Here is a 22052-nt window from a genome sequence, read left to right as displayed (position 1 = left end):
AGTCCTGATGAAGGTTATCGGCAACCTCCACCGGGACTTGAGAACTTTCAGAACAGATTTTCGAGATCTGTGCTATACGCTTTGCTGACCTTCTCAGACATGGATTTCAGCTGCTGGATCATGCTGGTCAGCTTGCGCGCATAGTTTGGATCGGTCGCGTAGCCAGCATTCTGCAATGCCTGAGCGCCCTGCTCTGGCGTGGCGGCCTGGGTCACGGCGGTGTAGCGCGGATTCCGGCTCAGCAGCCCGACATAATCCGACAACGCTTCCAGATACGAGCTGTAGACGCGGAATTTGGCTTTCACCTTCACTGCCGCACCGTTCTCATATTCGGTGGTGGTGATCTCGGTGGTCGGCCCTTTCCAGCTGGAGGTGGCCTTCACGCCAAAGATGTTGAAGCTCGGCTCACCGTTCTCCCTGCGGATCTGACGTTGCCCCCAGCCCGACTCCAGCGCCGCCTGCGCCAGAATCAGATGGTGCGGCACGCCGCTCTCTTCACTGGCAAGACGCGCCGGCAGGGAGAGCTGCGCCAGGAAGTCTTTGCTGTCGCCGGAGAGCGGCTCGTCACGCGTTTCTGTCGGCTTCGGCATCGCCTTACGCACCATCTGCGTCAGCGCCTGATTTTGATAACTGGTCACCTTTTCCAGATCAAACTTCAGCGGCACCTGCTGCGGGGCCTCTTCAGGCGGGAGCCCCTGAGCGGCTGCGGTCTGCTTCACAATCATGTCCGCCAGGCCGAGCCCCTTTCCGGCGGTCATTTGCTGGGCAATCTGCTGATCGTACATGCTGGTGTAAAGCCGCGTGGAATCGCTGCTGAACATGCCATCTTTCGGCAGGGTTTCACGCATGCTTTTCAACATCATTTGTACGAACATGCCTTCCACCTGACGGGCCACCGGGCGGATATTCGCCGCCGGATCCTTGCCCGCTTTGGTTTTCAGCTCGTTGAGCGACTGGGCATCCCAGGCGGCACTGGTCAACAGTTTGCTATCGGTCAGCATTTAGATGATTTCCAGTCTGGCGCGCAGGCATCCTGCACTTTGCATGGATTGCAGAATGGACATCAGATCCATTGGCGTTGCACCCAGCGCATTCAGAGCACGCACCACGCTGTTCAGGTTGGCGCTGGAGCGCACACTCTGCAACGAACCGCCGCTCTGTCGTAAATCAATCTGCGTTTGCGGGGTCACTACCGTCTGACCGCCACCAAACGGGGTATCCGGCTGGCTGACGTTGGCCGAGCGGTTAACCGTGACGGAGAGATTGCCCTGCGCCACGGCGCAGCTGTCCAGCGTCACTTCGCGGTTCATCACCACCGAGCCGGTACGGGAGTTGATAATGACTTTCGCATCCTGCACCGGCACGTTCACTTCCATATTCTGGATATCGGCCAGCAACCGCACCTGGTTGCTGCTGCCGGTTGACGTGCGGATCTGCACGGTACGGGCATCCAGCGCGGTGGCGCTGCCGTAGCCCCGGCTGCGGTTGATGGTGTCAGCGATCTGCTGCGCCATCGTAAAGTCTTCGTTATTCAGTTGCAGGTTAATGGTGTTGCCGGTGCCGAACTGGGTCGGCAGCTCACGTTCGATGATCGCGCCGTTGGTAATACGTCCCCCGTTCAGCTGGTTCACCTGCACGCTGCTGCCGCCCGCCGACGCGCCTGCTCCGCCAACCAGAATGTTGCCCTGCGCCAGAGCATACACCTGGCTGTCGACGCCTTTCAGCGGCGTCATCAGCAACGTACCGCCGCGCAGGCTTTTGGCGTTACCCATCGACGAGACAACCACGTCGATGGTCTGCCCCTGACGCGCAAAGGCCGGATAAGACGCGGTCACCATCACGGCCGCCACGTTTTTCAGCTGCATGTTGGTCCCGGCCGGTACGGTAATACCGAGCTGCGAGAGCATATTGTTCAGGCTCTGGGTGGTGAACGGCGTCTGGGTCGTCTGGTCACCCGTCCCATCCAGCCCCACCACCAGGCCGTAGCCAATCAGCGAGTTTTCGCGCACGCCCTGCACGCTGGTGAGATCGCGTATGCGATCGGCCTGCGCAACGGTAGCGACCAGCGACAGCGCCACGGCGAAGAGAAATTTATACATAGGTCACCTCGCTTACATCGGCGATAAGTTAAGGAAGAAGCGTTGCAGCCAGCCCATATTTTGCGCTTCGTTGATGTAGCCGTTGCCGACGTACTCAATGCGCGCATCCGCCACCTGGGTGGACGGTACGGTATTGGTGCCGCTGATGGTGCGAGGGTTAACCACACCGGAGAAGCGAATGAATTCCGTACCCTGGTTAATGGCGATCTGTTTTTCGCCCACCACGTGCAGGTTGCCGTTCACCAGAACCTGGTCAACCGTAACCGTCAGCGTTCCGCTGAAGGTGTTGCTGGCGTTCGCACCACCTTTACCGTTAAAGGTGTTGCCGCCGGAGGCTTCCACATCCGCACGGGCGTTGCCGAACAGCCCTTGCAGATAGCGCGGCACGGTGTCGAAGCCAAAATTGGTTTTGCCATCGCGGCTGGCGTTCGCCGACGAGCTCTTACTCGCACTGACGTTTTCCTGCAACACAATGGTCAGCGTATCGCCAACGTTACGCGGACGACGGTCTTCAAACAGCGGCTGATAACCGTAGTTAATCGGCTGCGCGGTCTGGAAAATAGAGCCGTTCACCACCGGCGCGGGGCCGGGAACGGGTTGGGCGGTAGTCGCACCCTGTACCAATGGTTTAGACGGGATCCAGGCACACCCGCTGAGGGTGACGGCCAGAACAGTCAGGATCGGATAACGAAACGCCGCGTTTTTTTGCATTGCCTTCATCTTCGAAAACAGGGAGCCGGTGCGACGTTTACCGCACCGGGCTACACCTTAGAGTTGCGTCAGTTTTTGCAGCATCTGGTCGGTCGTCGACACTGCTTTACTGTTAATTTCATAGGCGCGCTGGACCTGGATCATATTCACCAGCTCTTCCGCCACGTTAACGTTCGAGGTTTCCACATACCCCTGATACAGCAGCCCCGCCCCGTTCAGGCCCGGGGTACTTTCATTTGGCGTGCCGGAAGACTGCGTTTCGGTGTAGAGGTTCTCGCCGATGCTTTCCAGTCCGGTATCGTTCATGAAGGTGGTCAGGTTGAGCTGTCCAACCTGGACCGGCGCGGCCTGACCTTGCTGAGTGACGCTGACGATGCCGTCACGACCAATGGTGATACTCAGCGCGTTCGCCGGTATGGTGATCGCAGGCTGAACCTGGAAACCGCCCGCCGTCACCAGCTGGCCGTTCTGATCCACCTGGAACGAACCATCGCGGGTATAGGCGGAGGTCCCGTCAGGCAGCTGCACCTGGAAGAAACCCTGACCTTTAATGGCAACGTCTTTACTGTTGTTGGTCTGGGACAGGTTGCCCTGGCTGTGCAGACGCTCGGTGGCGACCGGGCGCACGCCGGTACCAATTTGCAGACCGGACGGCAGCGTGGTTTGCTCAGAAGACTGCGCCCCTGGCTGACGAATCGTTTGATAAAGCAAATCTTCGAAAACCGCACGCTGGCGCTTGAAACCATTGGTGCTGACGTTTGCCAGGTTGTTGGCAATCACATCCATATTGGTTTGCTGTGCGTCCAGACCGGTTTTCGCGATCCATAAAGAACTGATCATAGGGAGTCCTGTTAACTCATAGCCAGAAGTTGGTTAGCCTTGCCTGCGTTTTCATCGACGCTGCTGATGATTTTCATCTGCATTTCGAAGCGGCGGGCGCTGGCGATCATGTCGGTCATGGCTTCCACCGGTTTGACGTTACTGCCTTCCAGCACGCCGGACATCACGCGGATGGTCGGGTCGGCCTGTAACGTGGCGCCACGCGTGGCCTGCGCCGCCTGGGTCAGACGGAACATCCCGTCATCGCCACGCTGCACTTCGTTGCCTTCCGCTTTCACCAGCTTCAGACGACCGACAGGCGCAACGGTGTTCGCCGGGTCGCCCGGGTTTAACGCCGAGATCGTCCCGTCTGCCGCAATGGTCAGCTCGGACCCTTCCGGCACCGTCAACGGACCGGCTTCGCCCATCACCGGATGCCCCTGAATCGTCAGCTGCCCGGTGGCGCTTACCTGGATATTACCGTTGCGGGTATACCCTTCCCCGCCGTCCGCCGTTTGCACCGCCAGCCAGCCGTCCTGCTGAAGGGCAACGTCCAGCGGACGCGCGGTGTAATCCATCTGGCCTGGCGTCATGTCGGCGCCCGGCGTGGAGGCGGTGACCAGCGTACGCGTAGGCAATGACAGACCTTCTACCGGCACCGCACGCAGCGCGTTGAGCTGCGCACGAAAACCTGGCGTGGAGGCGTTTGCCAGGTTGCTGGCGGTAACAGCCTGCTGATTGAGCGTCTGGCTTGCTGCGCCCATCGCTGTATATATTGCGTGATCCATTGCGCTTTCCCGTCAGCTGCTTAACGCAGGTTAACCAGCGTGTTGAGGATCTGATCCTGGGTTTTGATGGTCTGCGCGTTGGACTGGTAGTTACGTTGCGCGACGATCATGTTCACCAGCTCTTTACTCAGATCGACGTTGGAGGCTTCCAGCGCGCCGTTAGTCAGCGTGCCGAAGTTACCGGAACCCGCGGTACCCAGCAGGGCAACACCGGAAGACTGCGTGGCAGACCAGACGTTATCCCCTTCGGATTTCAGGCCTTCGTTGTTGGCGAAGTTTGCCAGCACGATCTGGCCCAGCACCTGGGTCTGTTCGTTCGAATAGTTACCGACAACGGTACCGTCATCGTTGATCTGGTAGCTCACCAGATCGCCCGGCTTATAGCCGTTCTGGCTCGTCGCCACGATGTTGTTCGCACCGGTGTTTTGCTGCATGGAGCTCTGGAAACTCAGAGAGAACACGGCAGGATCCGCACCGCTAATGGTGCCTGTAGTGATATTGATAGCTGGGGTGGCATTTGGCGTAGCGCTTATTACGCCAGCAGCATTGTAGTTGTAAACTCCCGCCAGGTTACCGTTGCTGTCGAAGTTCATCTGTGCTGCTTTTCTTGCAGAAGCACCCGCTACGCTTCCATCCTGGGTATACACATCCCATTTGTTGTCAGCTGTTTTGACATAAAACAGGTTCATGTTGTGCGCATTACCCTGGCTGTCAAACACCGTCACGGTGCCTTTCTTGTTGTAAGAGTCAGGGTTGGACGGATCGAAGGCGACGGTTGGCGCGGTATCGGTGGAGTTCAGGTTGATCTGCTGAGAGGCCGTGGTGGTGGACTTCGCCGCCATCAGCGTCGTTGGGATGGAGATCGCCTGCGGATTCGCACCGGTTTGCACCGTAGGCGGCGTGCCGGCAACCGGATAACCGGTTAACTGAAGCCCCTGCATGTTCACCAGGTTACGGTTTTCATCCAGCTTGAACTGGCCGTTGCGGCTGTAGAACACGGAACCGTTGGCATCCACCATACGGAAGAAACCGTTCTGGCTGATGGCGACGTCCAGACCGCGACCGGTGTTGGTGGTCGTCCCGTCGGTGAAGTCCTGGGTGATACCCGCAACCTTCACGCCCAGGCCCACTTTAGAGCCTGCAAACATATCTGCAAAAGACGCAGAACCGGATTTAAAACCATAGGTCGCGGAGTTGGCGATGTTGTTGCCAATGACGTCCAGGTTGGTGGCCGCAGCATTCAGGCCGCTGACCGCTTGAGAAAAGGCCATGACTTACTCCTGATAAGTATTAAGGCTTAGATAATCTGCCGAACTTCGTCGAGTGTGGTGGTACCGGAGGTACCCAAATCCAGTTTGTTGCCATCGCTACCCTTGATGACGCCCTGAACCAGGGCAAACTGTAGCGGCTGAGCCACCAGCTGAGTGGTGCCGTTGCTGGCGCTAATCGCAACCTGATACGAGCCGTTAGGCGCTTTAGTGCCGTCGGTCAGGCTGCCATCCCAGGTAAAGGTATGAACGCCCGCTTTAAGCTCGCCAATCTCAATCGTGCGCACCACGTTGCCGCTGGCGTCTTTGATTGTGGCGGTGACTTTGTCGGCCGGCTGCTGCAACTCAACGCCAAACGGCGTCGTGGTGGTGGTGGACGTGCCATCGGTAGTGCTGGTGCCCGCCAGAATCGTGGTCCCCGGGATCATCACCCCGTGACCGATCAGGTTGGCGGCCTGCAAGGACTGGCTGTTATCGATTTGACCGGAGACCGAGCCGAGCGTGGTGTTCAGTTTCTCAATGCCGCTGACGGTACTGATCTGCGCAAGCTGCGTGGTCAGTTCGTTGTTCTGCATCGGATTGGTCGGGTCCTGATTTTTCAGCTGCGCCACCAGCAGGGTCAGAAAACTGCTCTGTAAATCGGAGGCATTGCTCCCGGTGAGAGAGCTGGAACCGGTCGCACTGCTGGTGCTGTTGACGCCGGTATTTGTCGGGTCATTCACGTTTACGGCGATGGACATGCGTGTCTCCTTTACTGGCCGAGAGTGAGTGTTTTGAGCATCATGCTCTTCACGGTATTAAGCACTTCGACGTTTGCCTGGTAGCTACGCGACGCGGACATGGAGTTCACCATCTCCCCGACCACATCCACGTTCGGCATTTTCACGTAGCCGCTGGCATCCGCGAGCGGGTTGCCTGGCTCGTAAACCAGCTTGTCGGGTGCCTGGCTCTCAACCACGTCCGCCACTTTTACGCCGCCCGTTGCCGCACCCGGTGCAGCATCAACCTGGAAGACAACCTGTTTAGCGCGATACGGTTGCCCGTCAGGGCCGGTCACGCTGTCGGCGTTGGCCAGGTTACTGGCGGCCACGTTCAGTCGTTTGGACTGCGCCGTTAATGCCGAACCGGCGATATCAAAAATATTCAGCAAGGCCATTTACTAATTGCCCCCCTGTAGGACGGTCATCATGCCTTTAATTTGCCCGCCGAGTAGCGTCAGACCTGTCTGGTATTGCAGGCTGTTATCGGCAAACTGTGTGCGCTCCCGGTCCATGTCGACGGTATTGCCATCAAGTGAGGGCTGATCGGGAATACGGTAAAGCAGGTCGGTCGTTGGCGCGGTCATCGCCTGAGCGGGAATATGACGTGAGGATGTCAGGGCCAGTGAGACACCCGTTCCTTCGGCACGTCCACGCTCCATCACTTTTTTGAGTTCACTGGAAAAATCAATATCGCGCGCCTGATACCCGGGGGTATCCGCGTTGGCGATATTGGCGGCTAAAATCTCCTGCCGCTGGGCGCGTAAATTGAGCGCTTCCTGCTGAAAACGTAACGCGGCGTCGAGTTTATCGAGCATGTCTCCTCCGCTGATGAGAAAATTTCAGTTCACAGCTTAAATCTCACCCCGTCTCCCCTATCGACGGAATAAGCGCAAAATGCGTCGCTATTTGTTGCGTTGATGGAAAACCACTGCGGGTAGAATTTGCTAAATTCTGGACATGGTGGAACGTGCGATGCGGACTTTTAAACGTGGCCTGGCGGCGACCCTACTGCTTTTAAGCCCTCTGGTGCAGGCTGAGGGGTTAGAGGACCAGCTCAATGCATTCTTTGCGCAGAAGCTGGCCGGTTTCAGCGATGACGTACGCGTGACCGTGCGCACCCCGCCTAACCTTTACCCTTCCTGCGAAGCCCCGTCATTTAGCGTGACCGGCAGCACCCGCTTATGGGGCAACGTGAACGTGCTGGCGCGTTGCGCCAATGAAAAACGCTACTTACAGGTTGCGGTTCAGGCGACGGGCAATTATGTTGTCGCCGCCGTTCCCATTCCCCGGGGCAGCCTGCTGCAACCTGACAGCGTAACGCTGAAGCGAGGCCGTCTGGATCAGCTTCCACCGCGGACGATGCTGGATATCAACCAGGCTCAGGAGGCGGTCAGCCTGCGCGATGTCGCTCCTGGACAGGCGATACAGCTATCCATGCTGCGCCAGGCGTGGCGGGTGAAAGCGGGACAACAGGTGATGGTGGTCGCCAATGGCGAAGGCTTTAGTATCAATAGTGAAGGAAAAGCGCTGAATAATGCCGCAGTGGCGCAAAATGCCCGGGTCAGAATGTCCTCAGGCCAGGTGGTCAGCGGCACGGTCGGTCCTGATGGGAATATTCTGATTAACCTGTAATCTTTTTAAAGATTTCGCGGCGACTGCCGATAAATATTCAACAAATGATGATGTCAGGCGCAAACGCCGCGAACCCTCGATGAGGACAACACTATGAGCATTGATCGTACATCAGCCCTGAAGCCGGTTAGCACTGTACAACCTCGCGAAACGAATGAGGCTGCCCCGCAAAAAACGCGTCTGGAAAAAACGTCGACGGCTAACAGCACCAGCGTCACGCTGAGCGATGCGCAGTCGAAGCTGATGCAGCCAGGCAGCAGCGATATCAATATGGAACGTGTTGAAGCGCTGAAAACGGCTATCCGTAACGGCGAACTGAAAATGGATACCAGCAAAATCGCTGATGCGCTGATTCAGGACGCACAGAGTTTCCTCCAGAGTAACTAACCGTATGAGTCGACTGTCAGAAATACTGGATCAGATGACGGTGGTCCTGAACGACCTGAAAACGGTGATGGATGCAGAACAGCACCACCTCTCTTCTGGTCAAATCAACGGCAGCGCGTTGCAACGCATAACTGAAGATAAAAGCTCGCTGCTGGCGACCCTGGATTATCTGGAAAAACAGCGACGCGCTGAGCAAGACGCGAAACGCAGCGCCAATGATGAGATCAACGAACGCTGGCAGACCATTACAGAAAAAACCCAGCATCTTCGCGATCTCAACCAGCATAACGGCTGGCTGCTGGAAGGACAGATTATCCGTAATCAGCAGGCGCTTGAAGTGTTAAAGCCCTATAAAGAGCCGGGGCTGTACGGTGCGGATGGTCAGACGGCCACGGCACGTATCACGGGTGGGAAAAAGATTTCGATTTGACGAAGTAGCGGCACGTCATGAAGCGGGGAGCACCTTCTGGTGAACTCCCCTTTTGGCGTTTATACCGTGCGGCGGGTGAACTCTTTCACTTTGAAGCCAAGCACCGCCAGCGTGGCAAAGTACGCCACCACACCGACCACCACCACGGCCATCAGACGCATCAGGCGGTAAGGCATGGTGCCCTGCGCCCACTCAGGCATGACATACAACATGCCAACCAGCGCGGCCGCCATCACCACTACCGCAATCGCCAGACGCAGCAGGAAGCTTGCCCAGCCCGGCTGCGGTGTGAAGATATCCTGCTTGCGCAGCTGCCAGTACAGCAGCCCGGCGTTCAGACAGGCCGCCAGACCAATCGACAATGACAGCCCCGCGTGTTTCAGCGGTCCAATAAACGCCAGGTTCATCAGCTGCGTCATGATCAGCGTCACAATGGCAATCTTAACCGGCGTTTTGATGTCCTGACGTGAATAGAAACCGGGCGCAAGCACCTTCACGACAATCAGCCCCATCAGCCCCACCGAGTAGGCTACGAGCGCACGCTGGGTCATAGCGGCATCAAAGGCGGTGAACTTTCCATACTGGAACAACGACACCGTCAGCGGTTTCGCCAGGATCCCCAGCGCCACCGCGCTTGGCAGCGCCAGCAGAAAACAGAGACGCAGGCCCCAGTCCATCAGGCGGCAGTATTCATCGTGGTTGCCGCTGGCGAAACTTTTCGACAGCGACGGCAGCAGAATAGTCCCCAGCGCCACGCCCAGCACCCCGGATGGAAACTCCATCAAACGATCGGCGTAGTACATCCAGGACACCGAGCCCGACACCAGGAAAGAGGCGAAGATGGTATTGATGATCAGCGAGATCTGGCTAACGGACACACCGAGTATCGCCGGTCCCATCTGTTTGATAACGCGCATTGCGCCCGCATCTTTGAAATTAATGCGCGGCAGAACCAGCATGCCGATTTTTTTCAGGTGCGGAAGCTGGTAAGCAAGCTGTAACACGCCGCCGACGGTCACGGCCCAGGCCAGCGCCAGCACCGGTGGGTTAAAATGCGGCGCGGCGAACAGCGCAAAGCCAATCATGCTGACGTTGAGGAACGTGGGGGCAAAGGCCGGAACGGAGAAGCGGTTCCAGGTATTCAGGATGGCACCCACCAGCGACGCCAGCGAAATCAGCAGAATATAGGGGAAGGTTATACGCAGCAGTTGGGTGGTCAGGGCAAATTTATCCGCTGTGTCAGCAAAACCCGGCGCCGTCACCATGATCACCCAGGGCGCTGCCAGCATCCCCAGGACGGTCACGATCGCCAGCGCCAGCGTCAGTAATCCGGAAACGTAGGCCACAAAGACGCGGGTGGCATCTTCGCCCTGTTTGCTTTTATATTCTGCGAGGATCGGAACAAATGCCTGTGAAAAGGCCCCTTCGGCAAAAATACGGCGCAGCAGGTTTGGCAGCTTAAAGGCGACGAAAAAGGCGTCAGTCGCCATCCCGGCGCCAAAAACCCTTGCCACAATGGCATCGCGCGCAAAGCCAAGCACGCGGGAAAACATGGTCATCGAGCTGACGGCCGCCAGCGATTTTAATAAGTTCATTAACGTGAAGTTCCACAACCCTACGGATTTCCAGGACGGGCAAGCGTTAGCGCCACCCGGCAAAGCCAACAAGCGGCGCTTAGTCTAACCGGATTTCAACGAATTACTATCGGCAGATGTTACAACGCGTTATTCCGACATGGCTTCGCGCCAGAGTCGTTCCACAATGCGCTGCGCCAGAATAGCCTGCTCCCCGGACGTTTCAGGAACCGTCTGATTCTGCACGCAGGTGATGAAGTGACGCGCGCAGCCCACAAAGCCACGCTGCTCCAGGGTGCTCTGCCAGCCGGGAACGGGTAACGTGACCACGCCATTGCCCTTCTCTTCCCGCCACTCTCGCATATCGGTGACGTCATACAGCGCGCCATCCGTAACGGCCTGCACGGACTCGCGCTGGCTGCCCGCCCGACGATGCATGCTGGTCGTCACCTGCAAATGCTCAACGGCAAAATGATGTTCGGCGTAAACCATCTCACCCTGCTCGTTGGTCAGCAGCGTGCCGCTTTGCAGCTGGGCTTTTCCGTTACTCAGCCACAGGGCCGTATCCACGACGTGGAGATAATCATCCAGCAGCGTGAAGCGCAGGTCGTTCGGTCCCACGCTGTCGGTACGGTGCTTATCCATACGCAGAGAGGCGAACGAGCCGGGCTGCGCTTTAAGCTGCTGATAGAGCGGTGCAAAACGGCGGTTGAAGCCGACCATCAGCGTCAGCTTTTTACGCGCGGCCAGCTCAATCAGTCGTTCAGCATCCTGTACATTTTCCGCAAGGGGTTTATCCACGCAGACGTGAACGCCTGCGTTCAGCAACTCGCTTACCACCTGGTAGTGCGTCGCGGTTGAAGTATGCACAAATACCGCATCACATTCACGGGCTAAATCCTGTAGCGAACCGGCATAAGGGATGCGCCAGGTTTTGCAGATGCGCTCTGCTTTCTCGCGGGTGGGCGACCACGCCCCTTGCAGCGTCCAGTCGGACGCTGCGCCTAAAACGGGCAGCCAGGCTTTTTGCGCGATCCCTCCCAGCCCCACAACACCAATGCGTAATGTTGTCACGATTAATCTCCCAGATGTGCGAGTAACGCATCCAGACGCTGCTTCAGCCCGGCAACCTCGTCTTCCAGGGCCGCCACGCGCGCGTTCAGGCTGTCGTTTGATGCTGGCGTGTCGGATTCTACGGCCAGCGCAGAGGGCTCAACGTCGCCGCTAAAAAGGTGCATGTAGCGGCTTTCACGCTTGCCCGGCTCGCGTGGCAGACGCACCACGTAAGGACCGTCCTCGCGTGAGGCTAATCGCTCCAGCGTCTGTTCAACGTCCTGCATATCCTGAAACTCATGCATGCGGGAGGCGCGCGTGCGCAGTTCACCCGGCGTCTGCGCCCCGCGCAGCAGCAGCGTGGTAATCACTGCCACTTCCGCGGCACTGAGTTTTAAATCGCCAAATTCGGAATTACAAAAGCGCTGTTCATATTTAGTGACGCGATTACCGAAGCCGCTGACGGTGCGCAGGTAGTGGCGCTTCACCAGCTCATCAAGGATATCCTGCACCTCGTGCTCGCCAAGGTTCATCACCGGCTCACGGTTCGTCTTCTGGTTGCAGGCCATCGTGACGGAATTCACGGACAGAGGATACTGTTCCGGCGTGGTGACCTGCTTTTCCAGAAGGCAGCCGACCACGCGCGCTTCGGCGCCATTTAACTGATATTTCATTTTTTCTCCTTAACGACCCGCGCTCCACTCCTGGGTGGTGAGCGCGGTGAGCACATGGTCCCGCCACTCGCCGTCAATCAGCAGATAATCTTTGGCATAGCCCTCTTTCTCAAACCCCAGGCGGGCCAGCAGATCGCCGCTGCGCTTATTGTGCGGCATGTAGTTGGCCATAATGCGATGGATATGTTGCGTGCGCTGCATGTAGCGAATCGCCGCCGTCAGCGCCTCAAACATGAGCCCCTGCCCCTGCCATTTCTGACCGATGGAATACCCGAGGTAACAGGCGTGAAACGACCCGCGTACCACGTTTGAAAAATTGGCAATGCCAACGATCTCTTTCTCTTCCGGATCGAGAAGCGCGAAATAAAACGCACTTCCCTGTTTATGAAATTCCGCAATCATACTGAGGCGCGCCTGCCAGCCAGAGGGGTAGCAGTGGCTCTCGTCCCGAACGGGTTCCCAGGGTTTTAAAAACTGGCGATTCTCGGCGTAATAATCCGCCAGACGCCAGGCATCACGCTCATGCACCAGACGAACGACCAGCCTGTCCGTCGTCAGACGCACTTTTGGCACATTACTGCGATAGCCAAACATCGTTACCACTCCTTCCCGTCGCTTCTGCTCTGCCTGTTAGCTTTACTATACCTGCGCCTGTGCCTTCTGTGAAAACAGTGACATACCATTTTGATCGCTTTTCACATTTTTCGATGAGAACTCTCTATCAAAGCACCTTTTTGATAAAAAAATATTGTCGCCAGCGGGTATGGGAAAAAGCCCGGCGACACCGCAGAATGTTAGCGTGCTTACCTTTTATTTTCCCTGGAGGGAAAATGTCCCGCGTATCACAGGCCAGGAGCCTGGGTAAATATTTCCTGCTCGTCGATAACATGCTGGTCGTGCTCGGCTTTTTTGTCGTTTTTCCGCTTATATCGATTCGTTTTGTCGATCAAATGGGCTGGGCGGCATTGATAGTCGGGATCGCGCTGGGTCTACGCCAGTTTGTACAACAGGGTCTGGGCGTGTTTGGCGGCGCAATAGCCGACCGCTTCGGCGCGAAACCGATGATCGTCACCGGCATGCTGTTACGTGCGGCGGGATTCGCCACCATGGCAATCGCTCATGAACCCTGGCTGCTGTGGTTCTCCTGTTTCCTTTCCGGGATTGGCGGCACCCTTTTCGACCCACCGCGTACCGCGCTGGTGGTTAAGCTTATCCGTCCGCAACACCGGGGGCGCTTCTTTTCGATTTTGATGATGCAGGACAGCGCTGGCGCGGTGGTGGGCGCCCTGCTGGGAAGCTGGCTGCTGCAATACGATTTCCGCCTGGTCTGCGCCACCGGCGCGGTGTTGTTTATTCTCTGCGCGCTGTTTAACGGTCTGTTTCTGCCCGCGTGGAAGCTGTCGACGGTGAAGGCGCCTGTGCGGGAAGGGCTTGACCGCGTGCTGAGCGATAAACGCTTCGTCACCTATGTGTTAACCCTGACCGGCTACTACATGCTCGCCGTGCAGGTAATGCTGATGCTGCCCATTATGGTTAACGATATTGCCGGCACGCCGGCAGCGGTGAAATGGATGTATGCCATTGAGGCCTGCCTCTCTTTGACGCTGCTCTATCCGATTGCCCGCTGGAGCGAGCGCCGTTTCCGGCTTGAGCACCGTCTGATGGCCGGGCTGTTGCTGATGACGCTGAGCATGATGCCCATCGGCCTGGTGAGTTCGCTTCAGCAACTGTTTATGCTCATCTGCACCTTCTATATTGGCTCAATCATTGCCGAGCCAGCCCGTGAAACGCTGAGCGCGTCACTTGCCGACGCCCGGGCCCGCGGCAGCTACATGGGCTTCAGCCGTCTCGGGCTGGCGCTTGGCGGCGCACTGGGTTACACCGGTGGCGGCTGGCTGTTTGATGCCGGAAAAGCGCTCCATCAGCCGGAGCTGCCGTGGGTCATGCTCGGCATGGTCGGCTTTATGACGCTGATTGCCCTCTGGTGGCAGTTCAGTGATAAACGCAGCACCCGCGGGATGCTGGAGCCTGGCGCCTGACCCTCTTTCACTATCAGTTTTTTCTGCTGGTTTCTGTTGGATCACCCTGACATACTGGCGTATCAGGACAGATGCGCCGATTTTATGTTGAGGAACGCCATGAAAAAGATCGTTATTGCCGCTGCGTTAATTGTCAGTGGTCTGCTGGTGGGATGTAACCAGCTTACGCAGTACACCGTCAGTGAGCAGGAAATTAATCAGGCGCTGGAAAAACATAATAACTTTTCAAAAGATATCGGCGTGCCCGGCCTTGCGGATGCGCATATCGTCCTGACGAATCTCGCCAGCCAGATTGGGCGCGAGGAGCCTAACAAAGTCACCCTTTCCGGCGATGCCAGCCTCGATATGACCTCGCTCTTCGGCAATCAGAAAGCGGATATCAAGCTGAAGCTCAAGGCGCTGCCGGTCTTTAATAAAGAGAAAGGGGCCATTTTCCTGCAAGAGATGGAAATCGTCGATGCAGTTGTGACGCCGGAAAAAATGAAACCGGTGCTGCAAACGCTGATGCCGTATCTCAACCAGTCGTTGCAGAACTACTTTAACCAACAGCCTGCCTATGTTCTGAGCGAAGACAAGAGCAAAGGCGAATCTCTGGCGAAAAAATATGCCAAAGGGATAGAGGTGAAACCGGGTGAAATCATCATCCCTTTCACCGACTAAACACTCCGGGCGCTCAGGCGCCCGTTTTTTTTAACGGAATAGTGTGCAAACGAAAACGTTTCCGCTTATGATTTGTGTCCGGCAAAAACAGCCCTCTTATGACTGATCTCTTTCAAGCCGGAGCTTACATGACTGTACAATCCCAGGTTCTCAAAATCCGCCGCCCAGACGACTGGCATATCCATCTTCGTGATGGCGACATGCTGAAAACCGTCGTGCCGTATACCAGCGAAATTTATGGCCGTGCGATTGTTATGCCTAACCTGGTTCCGCCAGTCACTACCGTCGAGGCCGCGATTGCCTATCGCCAGCGTATCCTTGACGCCGTTCCGGCCGGACACGATTTTACCCCATTGATGACCTGCTACCTGACGGACTCGCTGGATCCGAATGAAGTTGAGCGCGGGTTTAACGAAGGTGTATTTACCGCCGCGAAGCTCTACCCGGCGAATGCCACCACCAACTCCAGCCATGGGGTGACCAGTATTGATGCCATCATGCCTGTTCTGGAGCGTATGCAAAAACTGGGCATGCCGCTGCTGGTGCATGGGGAAGTGACCCACGCTGACATTGATATTTTCGATCGCGAAGCACGTTTTATCGAAACGGTCATGGAGCCGCTGCGCCAGCGTCTTCCGGGGCTGAAAGTGGTGTTTGAACACATTACGACTAAAGATGCCGCAGAGTATGTCCGGGATGGAAACGAGCTGATTGCCGCCACCATCACCCCGCAGCACCTGATGTTTAACCGTAACCACATGCTGGTGGGCGGCGTTCGCCCACATCTGTATTGTCTGCCGATCCTCAAGCGCAACATCCACCAGCAGGCGCTACGTGAGCTGGTCGCCAGCGGCTTCCCGCGCGCGTTCCTCGGCACGGATTCCGCCCCGCATGCCCGTCACCGTAAAGAGGCGAGCTGCGGCTGTGCAGGCTGTTTTAACGCCCCGACCGCCCTGGCAAGTTACGCAACCGTGTTTGAAGAGATGAATGCGTTAGACCATTTCGAAGCCTTCTGCTCCCTTAACGGCCCGCGTTTCTACGGTCTGCCGGTCAATGACACGTTCATTGAGCTGGAGCGCAAAGAAAGCCAGGTTGAAGCGTCGATTGCGCTCACCGACGATACGCTGATCCCCTTCCTGGCCGGTGAAACCGTAAACTGGACGGTAAAACGCTAAAAAAATCGCGCCCCCTGTTGTCAAACCGACAATATAACTGTATAAATAAACAGTATATTACACAGGGGGCATTTATGCGTATCGAAGTCACCATAGCCAAATCCACCGTCCTGCCTGCTGGCGCACTCGACGCTCTGGCGGGTGAACTATCCCGACGTATTAACAGCACTTTTCCTGAAAACGATGGCGCCGTAACGGTACGTTATGCGACAGCAAACCATCTTTCCGTCATCGGCGGCGCGAAAGAAGACAAAGAACGCATCAGCGAAATTTTGCAGGAAACATGGGAAAGCGCCGACGACTGGTTCATCACTGATTAAAATTTGCTCCCTCATTGTGTTTTTTTGCCGGGTCGCCCCGGCTTTTTTTCGTTTCGTCTCCTGAAAGTTCAAAATATTTCAGCATCTTCTTAGAAAATCGTGAACAAGATGGCGTTTTATTGTTCGAACAATCCTAAAAAGCATAAAAATGTGTTGCTACCCGTTTATTTTTTCCTTCTGAACCCTTATTAATTGATATACTGAAATTGCTTTCAGAAAAACATGCATTGAACCTCAAAGTCGTTGTCTTCTAACACGCATTAAGGGGGTTATAATGGAAAAGAATAGTGAAGTCATCCAGACCCATCCGCTTGTTGGCTGGGATATCAGCACCGTAGACAGCTACGATGCGCTGATGCTGCGTTTGCACTACCAGACCCCAAATCAGCAAAACCGTGATGAAGCGGAAGTTGGACAGACGCTGTGGCTTACAACAGACGTCGCCCGTCAGTTTATCTCTATTTTAGAAGCAGGCATCGCAAAAATAGAATCTGGCGACTATCAGGAAAATGAGTATAAACGGCATTGACCTTATGCCCCTTTTCACTCAACAGGCACCCTCGCGGTGCCTTATTTATTTCGCTCTTGTATAAGCCCACTTAGTTAATTACTCTGCTAACAAAGCGTTAGTAAAGAGAAGCCTATGAAATACGATTTAATCATTATCGGAAGCGGCTCCGTAGGATCTGCCGCCGGTTATTACGCCACGCAGGCGGGTCTGAAAGTGCTGATGATTGACGCCCACCTTCCCCCCCACTCTGAAGGAAGCCATCACGGCGATACCCGTCTGATCCGTCACGCTTACGGTGAAGGTGAACGTTATGTACCGCTGGTGCTTCGGGCTCAGACGCTGTGGGATGAGCTGACCGCCCTCACCGAAGATCGCATTTTTGAGCGCACCGGGGTCGTTAACCTGGGGCCAGCCAGCTCCACGTTTCTGGCGACCGTCGAGGAGAGCGCGAAAGCCTACCGCCTGGACGTCGAGCGTCTGGATGCAAACGGCATCATGGCGCGCTGGCCGGAAATTTCTGTCCCTGACGACTACATTGGGTTGTTTGAAGCCAACTCTGGCGTGCTGCACAGCGAAACGGCCATTAAGACCTGGATTGATCTCGCCGCCAAAGCGGGCTGCGCGCAGTTGTTCAACTGTCCGGTCACGGGCATCACCCACCATGCAGAGGGTTCAACCGTCACCACCTCTGAAGATGAATATACCGCCACGCGTCTGCTGGTGAGTGCGGGAACGTGGGTGACGAAACTGCTGCCGGACCTGCCCATCCAGCCAGTGCGCAAAGTCTTCTCCTGGTTCCAGTCTGACGGGCGTTACAGCAGTCAGAACAAATTCCCGGCGTTTACAGGCGAGTTACCCAATGGCGACCAGTTCTACGGTTTTCCCTCGGAAAAAGACGCGCTCAAGATTGGCAAACATAACGGCGGGCAGGTAATTTCCTCTGCGGAAGAACGCAAGCCGTACGGCGCTTATCCGCAGGATGGTTCCGAAGCCTTCACGTTCCTGCGTAATATCCTGCCGGGCGTAGGCGGGTTGCTTTACGGCGCAGCGTGCACCTACGACAACACCCCGGATGAAGACTTTATCATCGACACCCTGCCGGGACACGACAACACCCTGCTCATAACCGGGCTCAGCGGCCACGGGTTTAAATTTGCCTCTGTGTTAGGTGAAATCGCCGCCCAGTTTGCTCAGGGGATCGCGCCTTCGTTTGATCTCAAGCCCTTCGCGCTTTCGCGCTTTGATCGATAATACCTCTACAGGCTCCGAATAACCGGGGCCTGTTTAGCGAGAGGGGCATGATGCGCAGACTGGTGAATTACCTTATCAATAACATCCGCGAGCATTTCATGCTCTACATTGCTCTTTGGTCGCTGCTGGCGATCATTGACGTTATCTATATTGTATTCTTCTGAAAGTTCTTGCTGACGTTTATTGACACTCCTTTAAACTTATTTAACTTATATTTTTTAAAAAACGTCACCTCAAATTTATTGAACGAAGCGATTGAAATACATTGCGGAAACATATTCAAATTCGCTGAAATAAATTAAATAAAATACATTATTCATTTTTTTCAGTTGCATTATTTATTTAAGCCGTCCATTTTTATTGCTCAGTCATTTGAGAACGGAAATTCATATGCAATGGCGTAACTCCTCCCGTCGCTACGGAATAATATCCATGTGTTTACACTGGCTATTTGCACTTGCCGTCTATGCCATGTTTGGTCTCGGCCTGTGGATGGTGACATTAAGCTATTATGACGGTTGGTATCATCAGGCCCCCGAATTGCACAAAAGCATTGGGGTTCTGCTGATGATGGGTCTGGTTTTTCGCGTGATCTGGCGACATATCTCTCCGCCCCCTCCAGCAACCAAAAGCCATGGCCGACTTACCCGCATAAGCGCTGTTGGCGCACATATCGCACTCTATGCCCTGCTGTTTGCCATTCTGATCAGCGGCTATCTTATTTCGACCGCAGACGGTAAACCGATCAGCGTGTTTGGGCTTTTTGACGTCCCAGCCACGCTGGCTGACGCCGGTTCACAGGCTGACACCGCAGGTGTGGTTCATCTGTGGCTGGCATGGAGCGTGGTGATCCTGTCTGTCCTGCATGGCCTTGCGGCCCTGAAACATCACTTTATTGATAAAGACGATACGCTGAAGCGCATGCTTGGCCGTTCGTCAGTTGACTCTGGAGCATAAAATGAAAAAACGCCTGTTGGGTATCGCATTAGGTTCGCTGCTATTTACCACCGGTTCGGCCATTGCCGCTGACTATAAAATTGATAAGGAGGGCCAGCATGCCTTTGTCAATTTCCGTATTCAGCATCTGGGTTACAGCTGGTTATATGGCACATTCAATGATTTCGATGGCACATTTACTTTCGACGAGAAAAACCCTGCTGCCGATAAAGTGAACGTCACCATTAATACCAACAGCGTCGACACTAATCACGCCGAGCGTGATAAACATCTGCGCAGCGCTGAATTTCTGAACGTGGGCAAATTCCCGCAAGCTACTTTCGCGTCGACAGAGGTGAAGAAAGACGGTGATAAGCTCGCTATTACCGGTAATCTGACGCTGAACGGCGTAACAAAACCGGTCACACTGGATGCCAAATTAATTGGACAGGGCGACGATCCGTGGGGTGGCAAACGTGCTGGCTTTGAAGCCGCAGGCAAAATTCATCTGAAAGATTTTAATATCACCACGGATTTAGGCCCGGCATCGCAGGATGTTGAGTTGATTATTTCGGTGGAAGGCGTTCAGCAGAAGTCATAAAACAGGCCCGGCAGGCTTTCGCGCCGCCGGGCAGTGTTTTACTCCGGGTCCGGAATACCCAGTTTGGTATTCAGTCGGCCCCGGGATTTATTAAAGATCTTATTCCCGTTCTCGCGTCCGGCACGGCGACGACGTTGCTCTTCTTCAGGCAAGATACTCTCTTCACTGCACAGCTCGCTACAGCAGCCATTAAACTTCTCGGCACATGCAGGGCACTGAATAAACAGCAGATGACATCCGTCGTTTTTGCAGTTGGTATGCGTATCGCACGGCGTACCGCACTGGTGGCAGTGCGCGATCACGTCCTCTGAAATTCGCTCGCCCATACGCTCGTCAAACACAAAGTTCTTACCGATAAAACGCACCGGTAAACCCTGCTCACGGGCGCGACGGGCATACTCAATGATCCCACCCTCAATGTGCCAGACTTTATTAAATCCGTTGTGCTTCATCCAGGCGCTGGCTTTTTCACAGCGGATCCCCCCGGTGCAGTACATTACGATCTTTTTGTCTTTATGCTCCTGCATCATCTCAACGGCTTTTGGCAGTTGCTCGCGGAAGGTGTCGGCAGGAATTTCCATCGCATTCTCGAAGTGACCCACTTCATATTCGTAGTGGTTACGCATATCAATGAACACCGCATCCGGATCGTCGAGCATCGCGTTCACTTCAGCGGCCTTCAGGTACTCCCCCACATTAGCGGCATTGAAGCTCGGATCGTCAATGCCATCCGCCACAATACGCTCGCGCACCTTCATGCGCAGCACCCAGAATGATTTACCGTCATCATCCAGCGCAATGTTCAGGCGTAAGCCGTTAAGCGCCGGATCAAACCCGTAAAGGAGGTCGCGGAAGGCGCTGACCTTGCTTTCCGGCACGCTGATCTGCGCGTTAATCCCCTCACGCGCCAGATAGACGCGACCAAACACGTTCAGGGCGGTGAAAGCCTGGTAAAGCGCATCGCGGGTCGCCTGGGGATCATCGATGGTGAAATACTTATAGAAAGAGATCGTTGTGCGCGGTTCGGTTTCGGCCAACATACGCGCTTTCAACATCTCATTCGAAACGCGGTTGTGTAACACTGGCATGGTGTACAAGTCCTGCAATCGTTGAGAAATAAAAATCGGTCGGCATGATATAGCAAACAAAGACAATTTACATCCACACAATTTACGCTACATTTCAGTCAACCTGATTAATCAGACTTAACATTTGCATATTCTTTCATGTTTCGATGACAGACATTTTGGCTATGCCTTAAAAAATGAGACAATATCCTTTCAGGACGTTAGAACACAGGACAGACATGACCCAGTTACCGAAATTTACTGCCGCGCTTTTGCATCCCCGCTATTGGTTAACATGGTCAGGCATTGGCTTGTTGTGGCTAATTGTACAGCTGCCTTATCCCGTCATTTTCCGCATGGGTAAAGGACTGGGCCGCATTGCTCAGCAGTTTATGAAGCGTCGCGCCAGGATCGCGTATCGTAACCTTGAGCTTTGTTTTCCTCAGATGAGTGAATCTGAGCGCCACGACATGGTGGTTAAAAACTTCGAATCTGTCGGCATGGGGCTGATGGAGACCGGTATGGCCTGGTTCTGGTCGGATAAACGCATGGCGCGCTGGACGGAAGTGGCCGGGACCGGCATGGAGCCGGTGCATACTCTTCAGGCCAACCAGACTGGCGTCCTGCTGATTGGCGTTCATTTCCTGACGCTCGAAATTGGCGCGCGCATGTTCGGCATGCAGGCCCCGGGTATTGGCGTTTATCGTCCTAACGATAATCCGGTGATCGATTTGATCCAGACCAACGGACGCATGCGCTCCAATAAAAGCATGATCGATCGCAAAGACCTGAAAGGGATGATCCGCGCCCTGAAATCAGGTGAAGTGGTCTGGTATGCCCCGGATCATGACTATGGCCCGCAATCCAGCGTGTTTGTCCCGTTCTTTGCGGTGGAAGATGCAGCGACGACCACCGGGACCTGGATGCTGGCGCGGATGTCCAAAGCGGCTATCGTGCCGTTTGTACCGCGCCGTAAACCAGACGGTTCAGGCTATCAGCTCATCATGCTGGAGCCGGAACTCGCGCCACCGCTGATTGATGCAGAAACCACCGCCCGCTGGATGAACGGCGTTGTCGAGAAATGCATTATGCTCGCGCCGGAGCAGTACATGTGGTTGCATCGCCGCTTTAAAACCCGGCCTCAGGGCGTCCCTTCCCGGTATTAACCTGCGTGCGGCCTTCCGGGCCGCATGTTGTTTTAGCTTTAAAAGCTCCCCGTCATTGCGGCAATCATACCCCGGGCGCATAATTAGCAGGCTTATTACCTCACTGTTCACGGTGCCCTGCACCTCATTA

General features: G+C 55.4%; 27 protein-coding genes. 13 read left to right on the top strand and 14 right to left on the bottom strand.

Annotation, left to right across the window (positions count from 1 at the left end):
* Positions 1–47: 47 nt before the first annotated feature.
* The 9 genes from flgJ to flgB are packed head-to-tail and all read right to left on the bottom strand — an operon-like array spanning position 48 to position 7261.
* Entirely contained in the window at positions 48–1001 is a 954-nt protein-coding gene (flgJ, locus tag FZF21_RS08345; RefSeq protein WP_063933326.1) for a flagellar assembly peptidoglycan hydrolase FlgJ, read from the bottom strand.
* Positions 1002–2099, bottom strand: coding sequence for a flagellar basal body P-ring protein FlgI (locus FZF21_RS08340; RefSeq protein WP_017384733.1), 1098 nt, complete (start codon positions 2097–2099; stop codon positions 1002–1004).
* 12 nt (positions 2100–2111) lie between these two features.
* Complete coding sequence (gene flgH / locus FZF21_RS08335) at positions 2112–2810, bottom strand: flagellar basal body L-ring protein FlgH (RefSeq protein WP_003857987.1); 699 nt, start codon at positions 2808–2810, stop codon at positions 2112–2114.
* Positions 2811–2867: 57 nt separating this feature from the next.
* A complete protein-coding gene (gene flgG / locus FZF21_RS08330) occupies positions 2868–3650 on the bottom strand; it encodes a flagellar basal-body rod protein FlgG (protein ID WP_000625853.1) in 783 nt (260 codons plus the stop codon).
* Positions 3651–3661: 11 nt separating this feature from the next.
* A complete protein-coding gene (locus FZF21_RS08325; RefSeq protein ID WP_003857990.1) occupies positions 3662–4417 on the bottom strand; it encodes a flagellar basal body rod protein FlgF in 756 nt (251 codons plus the stop codon).
* 20 nt (positions 4418–4437) lie between these two features.
* Complete coding sequence (gene flgE / locus FZF21_RS08320; RefSeq protein WP_045615689.1) at positions 4438–5688, bottom strand: flagellar hook protein FlgE; 1251 nt, start codon at positions 5686–5688, stop codon at positions 4438–4440.
* Positions 5689–5714: 26 nt separating this feature from the next.
* Positions 5715–6425 carry a flagellar hook assembly protein FlgD gene (gene flgD / locus FZF21_RS08315; RefSeq protein ID WP_003857994.1) on the bottom strand — a complete coding sequence of 237 codons (711 nt, stop codon included), beginning with the start codon at positions 6423–6425 and terminating at the stop codon, positions 5715–5717.
* A gap of 11 nt (positions 6426–6436) precedes the next feature.
* Positions 6437–6841, bottom strand: a complete 405-nt coding sequence (flgC, locus tag FZF21_RS08310; RefSeq protein WP_003857997.1) for a flagellar basal body rod protein FlgC — start codon at positions 6839–6841, stop codon at positions 6437–6439.
* 3 nt (positions 6842–6844) lie between these two features.
* Positions 6845–7261: a flagellar basal body rod protein FlgB gene (gene flgB / locus FZF21_RS08305; RefSeq protein ID WP_003857999.1), complete on the bottom strand. Its 417-nt coding sequence runs from the start codon at positions 7259–7261 to the stop codon at positions 6845–6847.
* Between the two features lie 157 nt (positions 7262–7418).
* Here flgB and flgA point away from each other — a divergent pair, with 157 nt between their 5' ends.
* The 3 genes from flgA to flgN all read left to right on the top strand — a co-directional run bounded on the left by flgA (position 7419) and on the right by flgN (position 8895).
* Positions 7419–8078, top strand: coding sequence for a flagellar basal body P-ring formation chaperone FlgA (flgA, locus tag FZF21_RS08300; protein WP_023296301.1), 660 nt, complete (start codon positions 7419–7421; stop codon positions 8076–8078).
* A 93-nt stretch (positions 8079–8171) separates the two neighbouring features.
* Positions 8172–8465, top strand: a complete 294-nt coding sequence (gene flgM, locus FZF21_RS08295) for a flagellar biosynthesis anti-sigma factor FlgM (protein ID WP_003858002.1) — start codon at positions 8172–8174, stop codon at positions 8463–8465.
* Positions 8466–8469: 4 nt separating this feature from the next.
* On the top strand, positions 8470–8895 hold the full coding sequence (gene flgN, locus FZF21_RS08290; RefSeq protein ID WP_003858003.1) for a flagella biosynthesis chaperone FlgN: 426 nt from the start codon (positions 8470–8472) through the stop codon (positions 8893–8895).
* 59 nt (positions 8896–8954) lie between these two features.
* Here flgN and murJ read toward each other — a convergent pair whose 3' ends face one another.
* From murJ to rimJ, 4 genes are all read right to left on the bottom strand, one after another.
* Entirely contained in the window at positions 8955–10490 is a 1536-nt protein-coding gene (gene murJ, locus FZF21_RS08285) for a murein biosynthesis integral membrane protein MurJ (protein ID WP_017384735.1), read from the bottom strand.
* A gap of 129 nt (positions 10491–10619) precedes the next feature.
* Positions 10620–11543, bottom strand: coding sequence for a Gfo/Idh/MocA family oxidoreductase (locus FZF21_RS08280; RefSeq protein WP_047736782.1), 924 nt, complete (start codon positions 11541–11543; stop codon positions 10620–10622).
* A 2-nt stretch (positions 11544–11545) separates the two neighbouring features.
* Positions 11546–12196 carry a YceH family protein gene (locus tag FZF21_RS08275; RefSeq protein WP_023303423.1) on the bottom strand — a complete coding sequence of 217 codons (651 nt, stop codon included), beginning with the start codon at positions 12194–12196 and terminating at the stop codon, positions 11546–11548.
* Positions 12197–12205: 9 nt separating this feature from the next.
* Positions 12206–12790: a ribosomal protein S5-alanine N-acetyltransferase gene (gene rimJ / locus FZF21_RS08270; protein WP_039271122.1), complete on the bottom strand. Its 585-nt coding sequence runs from the start codon at positions 12788–12790 to the stop codon at positions 12206–12208.
* A 236-nt stretch (positions 12791–13026) separates the two neighbouring features.
* On the opposite strand from rimJ, the gene mdtH reads away from it, so the two are divergent.
* The 9 genes from mdtH (at position 13027) to FZF21_RS08225 (ending at position 19689) form a co-directional block, all read left to right on the top strand.
* Positions 13027–14235 (top strand): multidrug efflux MFS transporter MdtH, encoded by a 1209-nt coding sequence (gene mdtH / locus FZF21_RS08265; protein WP_149120983.1) that lies wholly within the window; start codon positions 13027–13029, stop codon positions 14233–14235.
* 99 nt (positions 14236–14334) lie between these two features.
* Positions 14335–14895, top strand: a complete 561-nt coding sequence (locus FZF21_RS08260) for a lipoprotein (protein WP_017384739.1) — start codon at positions 14335–14337, stop codon at positions 14893–14895.
* Between the two features lie 128 nt (positions 14896–15023).
* A complete protein-coding gene (gene pyrC, locus FZF21_RS08255) occupies positions 15024–16070 on the top strand; it encodes a dihydroorotase (RefSeq protein WP_017384740.1) in 1047 nt (348 codons plus the stop codon).
* A 74-nt stretch (positions 16071–16144) separates the two neighbouring features.
* Positions 16145–16390: a DNA damage-inducible protein I gene (gene dinI, locus FZF21_RS08250; RefSeq protein WP_003858011.1), complete on the top strand. Its 246-nt coding sequence runs from the start codon at positions 16145–16147 to the stop codon at positions 16388–16390.
* Between the two features lie 274 nt (positions 16391–16664).
* Positions 16665–16919 (top strand): biofilm formation regulator BssS, encoded by a 255-nt coding sequence (gene bssS / locus FZF21_RS08245; RefSeq protein ID WP_015570838.1) that lies wholly within the window; start codon positions 16665–16667, stop codon positions 16917–16919.
* Positions 16920–17033: 114 nt separating this feature from the next.
* On the top strand, positions 17034–18152 hold the full coding sequence (solA, locus tag FZF21_RS08240) for an N-methyl-L-tryptophan oxidase (RefSeq protein WP_047736784.1): 1119 nt from the start codon (positions 17034–17036) through the stop codon (positions 18150–18152).
* A 50-nt stretch (positions 18153–18202) separates the two neighbouring features.
* Positions 18203–18316, top strand: a complete 114-nt coding sequence (locus FZF21_RS08235) for a YceO family protein (RefSeq protein WP_032668750.1) — start codon at positions 18203–18205, stop codon at positions 18314–18316.
* A 226-nt stretch (positions 18317–18542) separates the two neighbouring features.
* Positions 18543–19109 carry a cytochrome b gene (locus FZF21_RS08230; protein WP_047736786.1) on the top strand — a complete coding sequence of 189 codons (567 nt, stop codon included), beginning with the start codon at positions 18543–18545 and terminating at the stop codon, positions 19107–19109.
* A gap of 1 nt (position 19110) precedes the next feature.
* Complete coding sequence (locus tag FZF21_RS08225) at positions 19111–19689, top strand: YceI family protein (protein WP_017384744.1); 579 nt, start codon at positions 19111–19113, stop codon at positions 19687–19689.
* 38 nt (positions 19690–19727) lie between these two features.
* On the opposite strand, the gene FZF21_RS08220 is transcribed toward FZF21_RS08225, so the two are convergent.
* Positions 19728–20777, bottom strand: coding sequence for a rhodanese-related sulfurtransferase (locus FZF21_RS08220; RefSeq protein ID WP_015570841.1), 1050 nt, complete (start codon positions 20775–20777; stop codon positions 19728–19730).
* Positions 20778–20995: 218 nt separating this feature from the next.
* On the opposite strand from FZF21_RS08220, the gene FZF21_RS08215 reads away from it, so the two are divergent.
* The gene (locus FZF21_RS08215) at positions 20996–21922 is read left to right on the top strand and encodes a Kdo(2)-lipid IV(A) acyltransferase (RefSeq protein WP_003858019.1); all 927 of its coding nucleotides are present in this window, start codon (positions 20996–20998) and stop codon (positions 21920–21922) included.
* Positions 21923–22052: the final 130 nt, after the last annotated feature.

Origin of the sequence: Enterobacter sp. LU1 (assembly GCF_008271405.2) — a bacterium.
Lineage (GTDB): Bacteria > Pseudomonadota > Gammaproteobacteria > Enterobacterales > Enterobacteriaceae > Enterobacter > Enterobacter hormaechei_C.
Note: the sequence above shows the minus strand (reverse complement) of the source record. Positions and strands in the feature narration are given on the sequence as shown.